Below are 10090 nucleotides of genomic sequence, written 5' to 3'. Positions count from 1 at the left end.
CGTCGCCGAGACCGCGATCGTCTCGACCTGCAACCGGGCGCCCGGCCCCGACCGGCGCAGTACCCGATGCGAAGGACAGCGCAGTGAGCCTCCTGGACCAGCCGCCCCGCCAGGCCGGCGCGTTATCACGACTGCGCAGGCCGGGGCGCGCCGGCGCGGCCGCGGGACGCCCCGGCGGCCGGCCGCGGCCCGTCCGCGAGCTCCTGCTGATCATCGTGCTGTTCGCCGCCTACAAGCTCGGGCGGCTGCTGGCGGACGGGCGGGTGAGCGAGGCGTTCGACAACGCCCACCGCGTCCTGCGCCTGGAGCGCCTCCTCGGGCTGCCGGCCGAGGCGGACGTCCAGCACGGCCTGCTGCACAGCGAGATTCTGGTGCACGCGGCAAACTCCTACTACGCCTACGTGCACTTCCCGGCGGCGGTGCTGTTCCTGCTCTGGATCTACCTGCGGCGGCCCGCCCACTACCGGTGGGTGCGCCGGGTGCTCGTGGCGCTGACCGCGGCCGCGCTCGTCCTGCACCTGCTCGTGCCGCTGGCGCCGCCGCGCATGCTGCCAGCGGCGGGGCTCGTCGACACCGCCGCCCGGTACGGGCCCTCGGTGTACGGGGCGCCGCAGACCGACACGATCGCCAACCAGTACGCGGCCATGCCGTCCCTGCACATCGGCTGGGCGGCGGTCATCGCGCTCGGGCTGGTCGCCACGTCCCGGACGCGGTGGCGGTGGATGTGGCTCCTGCACCCGATCGCGACGACCGCGGTCGTCGTCGGCACCGCCAACCACTACTGGCTGGACGGGATCGTGGTGCTGGCGCTGCTGTCGGTCACCGTCCTGCTGCTGCGCCCGCCGCCGGCGGACGGGCCCGCCGGCTAGCCGGCGGGCTCCGCGCCCAGCGTCTCCAGCAGCTCGGTCACCGGCTGCAGCTTCTCGTACAGCAGCAGGACGGGCTCGCCCGGCTCCGCCATGTCCAGCGCCGAGGTCAGCGCGCCCTTCAGGTCGCCGGCCGGATGGTGGCGCACGTCCGGCCGGGCGTCCCGGAGCCCCTGGACGATCAGCCGGGTCATCTCGCCCGAGCGGCGCCCCCGCAGGTCCTCGTCCTCGTAGACGACGACGCGGCCGAACGAGGCCGCCAGCGCCCGGGCGGTCTCGCTCACCAGCTCGTCGGAGCGGTCGCCCGGCAGCGTCACCGCCGCGACCCCGGCGTCGCCCCAGCGCCGCGCGACGAACGCGCCCATCGCCCCGACCGCCGCCGGGTTGTGGGCGTAGTCGACCAGGACGGGGTTGGCGCCGACCTGGTAGACGCAGCCCCGGCCGGGATTGCGCGTGTGCGGGTCGAACGAGCGCAGCGCCCGCGCCACCACCTCCACCGGCACGCCGAGGGCGCGGGCGGCGGCCGCCGCGGCGAGCGCGTTGGCGATCACGTGGCGGGCGTGCCCGCCGAACGAGCCCGCCACCTCGGCGGCCGGCAGGATCGGGGTCCGGCGGTCGCCGCGCGCCTCGGTCAGCCACCCGTCCCTCACGCTGTACCCGGTGCCGCCGCCGCTGAGGTGGCGGGCGAGGACGGGGGCGTCGGGGGACAGGGCGAAGTAGCGCAGCACCGGGTCGCGCTCGCGGACCCCCGGCCGCCCGGCGAGGCCCGCCGACGCCTCGTCCTCGGCGTTGAGGACCACGTGGCCGCCGCGGCGGATCCTCTCGGCGACCAGGGACTTGATGTCGACCAGGTCGTCGACGGACTCGGTGTCGTCGACGCCGAGGTGGTCGCGGGTGACGTTGGTGACGACCGCGACGTCGGCGCGGTCGTAGCCGAGCCCGCGCCGCACGATGCCGCCCCGCGCGGTCTCCAGCACGGCCGCCTCCACCGACCGGTCGCCGAGCACCATCTCCGCCGAGCGCGGCCCGGACGCGTCGGACCGGTGGACCAGGCGCCCGCCGACGTACACGCCCTCGGTGCTGGTCATGCCGGTCCGGCGCCCGTCCAGCTCCAGCATGTGCGCGATCATCCGGACGGTCGTGGTCTTGCCGTTGGTGCCGGTGACCGACACGACCGGCACCCGCGACGGCGTCCCGTCCGGGTACATCAGCCCGATGATGTCGCCGGCGACGTCGCGCCCCGCGCCCTGGTGCGGCGCCAGGTGCATCCGCAGGCCCGGCGCGGCGTTGACCTCCAGGATCCCGGCGGCGCCCCGCTCGGCGGGCGGCGGTGAGGCGGCGTCGGGCAGCCGCAGGTCGATGCCGCACACGTCCATGCCGACGGCCGCGGCGGCCCGCACGCACATCGCGGCGACCTCCGGGTGGACGTCCGCGGTCACGTCCCGGCTGGTGCCGCCGGTGGACAGGTTCGCGTTGCGGCGCAGCCACACCCGCTCCCCGTCGGCGGGCACCGACCGCGGGCCGTGCCCCTGCCGCTCCAGCAGCGCCAGCTCGGTGGGGCCGAGGACGAGCCGGGTCAGCGGCCGGTCGTGGCCCTCGCCGCGCGCCGGGTCGGCGTTGACCCGCTCCACCAGTGCCGCGACCGGGGCCGTCCCGTCGCCGGTCACGCACGCGGCGGTCAGCTCGGCCGCCGCCGCGACGCGGCCGCCGACCACCAGCACCCGGTAGTCCCTGCCCGGGATGTAGCTCTCGACGAGGACCTCGCCGCCATCGCCGGCCGCCGACGCGAACGCGGCCACCACCTCCGGCGGAGTGGTCAGCTCGATGTGCACGCCCTCGCCCTGGTGCCCCGCGAGCGGCTTGACGACCACGGGGCCGCCGATGGCGCGCAGGGCCTCCAGCGCCTCACCCGGGGACGTCGCGACCCGCCCCTCCGGCACGGGCAGGCCGGCGTCGGCGAGCAGGCGGTGCGCGAGCCGCTTGTCGCCCGCGACCTCCATCCCGATCGCCGAGGTGGCGTCGGTCATCGCCGCCCACACGGTCCGGCGGTACCGCCCGTACCCCAGGCGCAGCAGGTTGAGCCCGCCGACCCGGCGCACCGGCACGCCCCGCTCGCGGGCCGCCCGCGCCAGTGCCGCCGTGCTCACCCCGAGCCGCTCCTGCTCGTATACGGCGGCGACGCGGGCCAGGTCGGCGGAGGTGTCCGGGACGAGCCCGGCGAGCGCCCCGTTGACGATCCGCAGCGCCAGGATGATCAGCCGCTCCACCACCGGGCTCGCGGACGGCTCGTCGGGCGGGCACTCCAGGATCACGTCGTACTCGGCTGGCCCGCCCGCGCGCACCGTGCGGCCGAAGAACACCTCGCGGCCGATCAGCCCGGACAGCTCCAGCGTGACGTGCTCGGTGACGTGGCCGAAGTAGGTGCCGCGCGCCATCGCCTCCAGGAGCCCGCCCGGGCGGCCCGCCGAGCAGTGGTGGTCGGCCAGGCCGGGCAGCGCGTCGACGAGCCGCTCGGCGAAGCCGGGGTGGTCGGTGGTCTCGTGGCCGGTCAGGCCCTGCAGGTCCAGCCGCGCGATCGCGACCGGCCGGGACAGGTAGACGTTCGGGCCGCCGAGACGGCGCAGATGGTCGAGTCGCACCGCTATCCCTCCTCCGGGCCGCGCATGTTGCCGATCGCCGGGAGCCGGTCGTTCATCTGGAACGCGCAGCCGGCCGGCAGCAGGTGCAGCGACACGTCGAGCATGGCCATCGGCTCGTCGTCGGACGCGGCGTAGGCGACCGTCGCCTGCCCGGCGTCCACCACCGTGACCACGCCCGTCCCGACGACCTCGAAGCGCCCGTCGCCGACCACGATCGCCGTGTCCTCGTCGATACCGACGCCGAGCAGCCGGGTGTCCAGCGCTATCCCGCTCATCAGCCTCGGCAGCCGGCCCCGCTCGTTGAAGTGCATGTCGATCAGCACGTTGTCGAGCAGGGCGAGACCGGGCCCGACCTTCACGGTGGAGGCGGCGACCTCGTGGCCGCGGCCGCCGAGGATCATCCAGTGGCCCATGGCGGTGGCGCCCGCGCTCGTCCCGGCGATCACCAGGCCGTCCTGGTCGAGCCGGCGCTTGAGCAGCTCGTTGGTCCTCGAACCGACCAGGGTGCGGATCCGCGACTGGTCGCCGCCGCTGAACAGCACCCCCGTCGCGGTCTCCAGCGCCCGCAGCGTCGCCGCGTCGTCGGCCGCCGCACGGCCGAGCAGCCGCAGCTCGCGCACCGAGGACACGCCGAGCCGCCCGAACACGGCGGTGTACTCGTCGGCGACCTCCTCGGGCACCTCCGTCGCCGTTGTGATGACGACGATCCGCGCGTCCTCGGCGCCCGCGAGCTCGACGAACGTCTCCAGCGGGCCGGAGCCGCAGGTCCGGTTCTCCGCGCCTCCGATGATCAGCAGCCGGCCCTTGCGTCCGGCGCCCCCGTGTTTGTGGTTCACATCTGCTAGCTACCCCCGATAACCGCCTGTAGTCGCGCGAACGCGACAAGTCATGGGATGGCGTGCGCCGCGCTGTGCCATGCTGTGCTGATGAGCGGCCCCGATCCCGCCGGCGACGCCGTCCGGCCGCCGTCCGGCGCGGCCCGCTCGTCCCCGCTCCCGCACCCGCGGCACGGCGGGCCCGCCGCCGCCCTGGCCGCCGCGTCCGCCCACTACCTGCGGGGCGAGCCGATCGACATGTCCGCGCTCGCCGCCGAGCTCGGCGTCGGGCGCGCCACCCTCTACCGGTGGGTCGGCAGCCGCGAGCAGCTCCTCGCCACCCTGCTCGGGGAGATGACCGAGCGCACCTACCGCGTCGCCGCGCGGGGCGTCGGCGGCGCCGGCGCCGAGCGGATCCTCGCCCTCCTGGAACGGTTCATGCGCGCGGTGGTGGACGCCGAGCCGCTGAAGGCGTTCACCGAGCGCGAGCCCCGGCTCTTCGTCAGGCTGGCCACCATGCCCGGCACCATCGAGGACCGCGCCACCGAGCTGCTCACCCGCGAGCTCCAGGCGGAGATCGACCGCGGCGCGCTGCGCACCCGGCTGCCCACCCGGACGCTCGCGCAGGCCATCGTCCGGGTCGCCGACTCCTTCATGTACGCCCATTACCTGGGCGGGAAGCGGCCCGAGATCGACCAGGCGCTGGAGGTCGTCGAGCTGCTGCTGCGGCCCTGCCCGGGCGGCGGGGAATCACCGGGTGCGGCCGGACGCTGAACCTTACCGGGGCGTGACCGTTTCGCGGCTTTGCTCCCCGTGAGAGGCTGAAGTCATTGGACGCATCGTCGAAAGAGGGGCCGTGAGCGACATCCCCCGCCGCGCGGTGACGCGAACCGCCAAGCTGGCGAGCCTCCCGCTCGGGTTCGCCGGGCGCACCGCGCTCGGTCTCGGCAAGAGGTCCATCGGCCGTCCCGCCGAGGCCGTCGCGCTGGAGGTCCAGCGCCGCACCGCCGAGCAGCTGTTCGCCGTGCTCGGCGAGCTGAAGGGCGGCGCCATGAAGGTCGGCCAGCTGCTGTCGATCTTCGAGGCCGGGCTGCCCGAGGAGGTCGCCGGCCCGTTCCGCGCCAGCCTGACGCGCCTGCAGGAGGCGGCGCCGCCCATGCCCGCCGCGACGACGCACCGCGTGCTCGCCGAGGGCCTCGGCGAGGACTGGCCCGCGGTGTTCGCCGAGTTCGACGACCGCCCGGCCGCCGCCGCGTCCATCGGCCAGGTCCACAAGGCCGTCTGGCACGACGGCCGCACGGTCGCGGTCAAGGTCCAGTACCCCGGCGCCGCCCGGGCCCTCATGAGCGACTTCAACCAGATCTCCCGCCTCAGCCGCCTCGTCACGCCCCTGTTCCCGGGCGTGGAGGTCAAGCCGGTCATCGCCGACCTCAAGCGGCGCCTGGAGAAGGAGCTCGACTACGTCGACGAGGCCCGCGCCCAGACCGCCTTCCACGACGCCTACGACGGCGACCCCGACTTCGCCGTCCCCGCCGTCGTCGCCCAGTCGGGCAACGTGCTGGTCACCGAGTGGCTGGAGGGCACCCCGCTCGCCAAGGTCATCGCCGAGGGCGACCAGGAGGCCCGCGACCGCGCCGGGCTGCTGCTGTTCCGGTTCCTGCTGTCCGGCCCGGCCCGCTGCGAGATGATCCACATCGACCCGCACCCGGGCAACTTCCGGCTGCTGGACGACGGCCGCCTCGGCGTCATGGACTTCGGCGGCGCCGCCCGCGTCCCCGCCGAGCTCCAGTGGTCGATCGGGCGGCTGCTGCGCATCGGCACCCTCGGCGACCCCGACGACATCGTGGACGCGCTGTTCGAGGAGGGCTTCCTGCTCGGGGACGCGGAGGTGGACCCCGACGAGGTCGCCGCGCTCGTCGCCCCGCACGCGGCCCCGTTCGCCGTGGAGCGCTTCCGCTACTCCCGCGAATGGCTGCGCGAGCAGACGGCCCGCGGGCTCGGCCTGGCCTCCGACCTGCGGCCGGGTGCGCTCGCCCGCGCGTTCCGCCTGCCGCCGCAGTACCTCGCCGTCAGCCGCGCCCTCTCCGGCTGCGGCGGCGTCCTGTGCCAGCTGGAGGCCGAGGGCGAGTACCGCGCCGAAGCCGAGCGCTGGCTCCCCGGCTTCTCCACCGGCACCGACCCCGACCTCGACGACCAGGCCCAGGTCACCGCCTGACCCCGCCCGGCGGTCAGGCCAGGGCCTGCGCCTCCTCCTGCTCCACCTGCTGGTTCCATTCGCGCTTTCCGGACTGCCAGCCGTCCTCGTCACGGCCGCGTCGCCAGTAGCCGGAGATCGACAGTTGCTCCAGAGGGAGGCCGCGCTCGACGCGCAGGTGGCGGCGGAGCGCCTTGACGAAGTTGGCCTCGCCGTGCACGAACGCGTGCACCTCCCCGTCGGGGAAGTCGAGTTTCTGGACGGCCTCGACCAGCAGGTCGCCGACCTGGCCGGCGCCCCGGTGCAGCCAGACGATCTCCGCGTCGCCGGGAGTGCGCAGGTCCTGCTCCTCCTCGGGCCCGGCGACCTCGACGAACACGCGGGCGGGTGCGCCGTCCGGGAGGCGCTCCAGGGAGGCGGCGATCGCGGGCAGGGCGCTCTCATCCCCGGCGAGCAGGTGCCAGCCGGCGCCGGCGCGGGGCGCGTAGCCGCCGCCCGGGCCGTTGAAGAGGATCTCCTCGCCCGGCCGGACGCTCGCCGCCCACGGACCGGCCAGGCCCTTGTCGCCGTGGTGGACGAAGTCGATCGTCAGCTCGCCCGCCCCGGCGTCCCACGCGCGGACGGTGTAGGTGCGGGTGCTCGGCCACTGCTCGCGCGGCAGTTCGGCGCGCACCCGCTCCAGGTCGAACGGCTCGGGGTAGGAGACGCCCGGCCGCGGGAACAGCAGCTTCACGTAGTGGTCGGTGAACTCGCCCGCGCCGAAGTCCGACAGCCCGTCACCGCCGAGGACCACACGGATCATGTGCGGTGTGACGCGCTCGGTGCGCAGCACCGTCCCCCGGTGGAGCCTGCGTCCCTTGCGTGCCGGTTCCGTCGCCATACGGTCCCCTCCGATGATCCGGATCACAGTGCTTAGGGAACCCTAACCTCTTCCGGATCCGGAATGTTCCCCGGCGGGGCGCGGCGTTCAGGGGGCCGAGGCCAGGCGGGCCGTGCGGGTCCGCGCGACCTCGGCGGCGATCGCCGCGAAGGCGGCGCCGGTCTCCTCCTCGGCGAGGACGGTCGCCAGCGTCGACTTCACGATGACGACGCCGTTCCGGGGCGAGACCCAGATGAGCTGGCCGCCGAGGCCGTTCGCCGAGAAGTCGCCGTTCTCGCCCAGCCACCAGTGCAGGCCGTACCCCTGGTTGAACGCGGCGGAGGGCCGCGTCGACTCCGTCACCCAGGAGGCGGGGACGACCTGGCGCCCGTTCGCCCTGCCGCCGTTCAGGTACAGCAGGCCGAACCGTGCGAAGTCGCGGTCGGTCGCGTAGTAGCAGCAGTACCCCATGCTGTTGCCGTTGGAGTCGTTGCCGAGGTACGCCTTGGACGCCATCCCCGCCGGCTCCCAGATCTTCTTCTGGACGTAGGCGTGGTACGGGACCCCGGTCGCCTTGGCCACGACCCAGGAGAGGACGAACGAGTTCATGCTCGTGTACTCGAACCTCGTCCCCGGCTCCCATCCGCGCTTGCGCTGCCTGGCCAGTTCGGTCAGCGGATACCCGAGGCTCGCCGCGACGTGCGCGAACGGCACGTCGTAGGTCTCCGTCCACTGGATGCCCGAGGACATCCGCAGCAGGTCCCGCAGCGAGACGCCGTCGTATCCCGAGCCCTTCAGCTCCGGGACGTACCGGGTGACCGGGTCGTCGATCGAGTCGATTCGGCCCTCGCCGAGCGCGATGCCGATCGCCGCCGAGGTGAACGACTTCGCCATCGACCACGACTGGAACAGGGTGTCGCGATCGGCGGCGACGTACCGCTCGAAGACGATGTCGCTGCGGTCCAGGACGACGAGTCCCTGCGTCCCGGTTCGAGCGAGGTAGTCGTCGAGGGTGTGCTCCCGGCCTTCGTAGGTGTAGGTGACCGCGAGCGGCCGGTACGCCTCGCGCAGGGCGACGGGGTCGGACGAGGGCAGCAGGGGGTCGAAGCCGCGCGCGGCCTCGGTGACGCGGACGGACGGAGGGGACGGCGGCGAGGACGCCGGGGGAGCGGCGTTCGCGGGGGGAGCGGCGAGGGCGGTGGTGACGGCGGCTGCGGCGAGTGCGAGCGTCCAGGGCCTGCGGCGCATCGGACCTCCGAGGGGGGATCGGCCGGGGTTCTCACCGATGGTGATCGACCGGCGCCGCCGCGTCCATGGCGCGGGGCGGCGAAATCCGGCGGCGGACGTGGCGGCGCGGCACGAAAGACGCCGCGGACCCCGTCAGGCGGCCCTGCGGCCAGGGCCGTCTGAGGTACGTTCGACGGACCCGCGTCCCGCTCAGCCGCCCGCGCCGCCGGAGGAACGATGTCCGTGCTCGCCCAGCTGCTCGCCGCCGTCGCCGACGGCTCCGTGGAGATCGTCGATCTGACCGCCCCGCTGTCGGAGCGGACCCCGATCCTGCGGCTTCCTGAGCCGTTCGCCAACACCGTCCCGTTCCGGCTGAGGGAGATCAGCCGCTACGACGACCGCGGACCCGCCTGGTACTGGAACGACATCGAGACCGGCGAGCACGTCGGCACCCACTTCGACGCCCCGGTGCACTGGGCCACCGGCCGCGACGGCGAGGACGTCTCGCAGGTCCCGCCCGCCCGCCTCGTCGCCCCCGCCGTGGTGCTGGACGCCTCCGGGCGCGCGGCCGCCGATCCCGACTTCCTGCTGGAGATCGACCACGTCCGCGACTGGGAGCGGGAGCACGGCCCGCTCCCGGACGGCGGCTGGCTCCTCTACCGGACGGGCTGGGACGCCCGCGCCGGCGACCAGGACGCCTTCCTCAACGCCGACGAGAACGGCCCGCACACCCCGGGGATCTCCGCCGAGTGCGCCCGGTGGCTGGCCGAGGAGACGCCGCTGCTCGGCCTCGGTGTGGAGACCGTCGGCACCGACGCGGGCGCCGCACACGGCTTCGACCCGCCCTTCCCGTGCCACTCCTACTTCCTCGGCGCCGGCAAGTACGGCCTCACCCAGCTGCGGAACCTCGACCGGCTCCCGGCCCGCGGCGCCGTGCTGCTCGCCTCCCCGCTGCCGATCGTCGGCGGCTCGGGCAGCCCCGCCCGCGTGCTCGCGCTGATCGAGCGATGATCGTCGCCGAGGCCGTGGGGCAGGCCCTCGCGCGGTTCGGCGCGGGCACCGTGTTCGGAGTCGTCGGCAGCGGCAACTTCCACGTCACGAACGCCCTCGCGGCGAACGGCGCCCGGTTCGTGGCCGCGCGCCACGAGGGCGGCGCCGTGACGATGGCCGACGCGTACGCGCGGGTGAGCCGCGGCCTCGGCGTCGCGACCGTCCACCAGGGGCCCGGCCTCACCAACGCGGTCACGGGCATGGCGGAGGCCGCCAAGAGCCGCACACCGCTGCTGGTGGTCGCGGGAGAGGTGGCCGCCGCCGCGGTCCGCTCCAACTTCCGCGTCGACCAGGCGGCGATCGCCGCGGCGGTGGGCGCGGTCCCCGAGCGGGTCCACTCCCCGCAGAGCGCCCTGGCCGACGTGGCGCGTGCGTGCCGGACGGCGGTCGCCGAGCGCCGCACGGTGCTGCTCGGGCTGCCGCTGGACGTCCAGGCCGCC

General features: G+C 74.8%; 9 protein-coding genes. 5 read left to right on the top strand and 4 right to left on the bottom strand.

The window, feature by feature from the left end; all coding sequences use genetic code 11:
* The first annotated feature begins 83 nt into the window (after positions 1-83).
* Positions 84-869, top strand: a complete 786-nt coding sequence (locus AB0K37_RS37240; RefSeq protein WP_363989548.1) for a phosphatase PAP2 family protein — start codon at positions 84-86, stop codon at positions 867-869.
* On the opposite strand, the gene cphA is transcribed toward AB0K37_RS37240, so the two are convergent.
* A complete protein-coding gene (gene cphA / locus AB0K37_RS37235) occupies positions 866-3505 on the bottom strand; it encodes a cyanophycin synthetase (RefSeq protein ID WP_363989545.1) in 2640 nt (879 codons plus the stop codon). The two genes, AB0K37_RS37240 and cphA, sit on opposite strands and share 4 nt — an antisense overlap.
* Before the next feature lie 2 nt (positions 3506-3507).
* Positions 3508-4341: a cyanophycinase gene (locus AB0K37_RS37230; protein ID WP_363989542.1), complete on the bottom strand. Its 834-nt coding sequence runs from the start codon at positions 4339-4341 to the stop codon at positions 3508-3510.
* 90 nt (positions 4342-4431) lie between these two features.
* Between AB0K37_RS37230 and AB0K37_RS37225 the strand changes: the two genes are divergently transcribed.
* Together AB0K37_RS37225 and AB0K37_RS37220 are read left to right on the top strand one after the other, a co-directional pair.
* Positions 4432-5094 (top strand): QsdR family transcriptional regulator, encoded by a 663-nt coding sequence (locus AB0K37_RS37225; protein WP_363989539.1) that lies wholly within the window; start codon positions 4432-4434, stop codon positions 5092-5094.
* 82 nt (positions 5095-5176) lie between these two features.
* Positions 5177-6535 (top strand): AarF/ABC1/UbiB kinase family protein, encoded by a 1359-nt coding sequence (locus tag AB0K37_RS37220; RefSeq protein ID WP_363989536.1) that lies wholly within the window; start codon positions 5177-5179, stop codon positions 6533-6535.
* A 13-nt stretch (positions 6536-6548) separates the two neighbouring features.
* Here AB0K37_RS37220 and AB0K37_RS37215 read toward each other — a convergent pair whose 3' ends face one another.
* On the bottom strand, positions 6549-7394 hold the full coding sequence (locus AB0K37_RS37215; protein WP_363989533.1) for a siderophore-interacting protein: 846 nt from the start codon (positions 7392-7394) through the stop codon (positions 6549-6551).
* A gap of 87 nt (positions 7395-7481) precedes the next feature.
* Positions 7482-8621, bottom strand: coding sequence for a serine hydrolase (locus AB0K37_RS37210; RefSeq protein WP_363989531.1), 1140 nt, complete (start codon positions 8619-8621; stop codon positions 7482-7484).
* A 216-nt stretch (positions 8622-8837) separates the two neighbouring features.
* Between AB0K37_RS37210 and AB0K37_RS37205 the strand changes: the two genes are divergently transcribed.
* Both AB0K37_RS37205 and AB0K37_RS37200 read left to right on the top strand, forming a co-directional pair.
* Positions 8838-9611 carry a cyclase family protein gene (locus AB0K37_RS37205; RefSeq protein WP_363989528.1) on the top strand — a complete coding sequence of 258 codons (774 nt, stop codon included), beginning with the start codon at positions 8838-8840 and terminating at the stop codon, positions 9609-9611.
* On the top strand, positions 9608-10090 hold a 483-nt coding region (locus AB0K37_RS37200; RefSeq protein ID WP_363989526.1), incomplete at its 3' end, for a thiamine pyrophosphate-binding protein. The genes AB0K37_RS37205 and AB0K37_RS37200, both read left to right, overlap by 4 nt.

This window comes from Actinomadura sp. NPDC049753, assembly GCF_040674655.1.
Taxonomy (GTDB): domain Bacteria; phylum Actinomycetota; class Actinomycetes; order Streptosporangiales; family Streptosporangiaceae; genus Spirillospora; species Spirillospora verrucosospora.
This window is presented reverse-complemented; position numbering and strand designations above follow the sequence as displayed.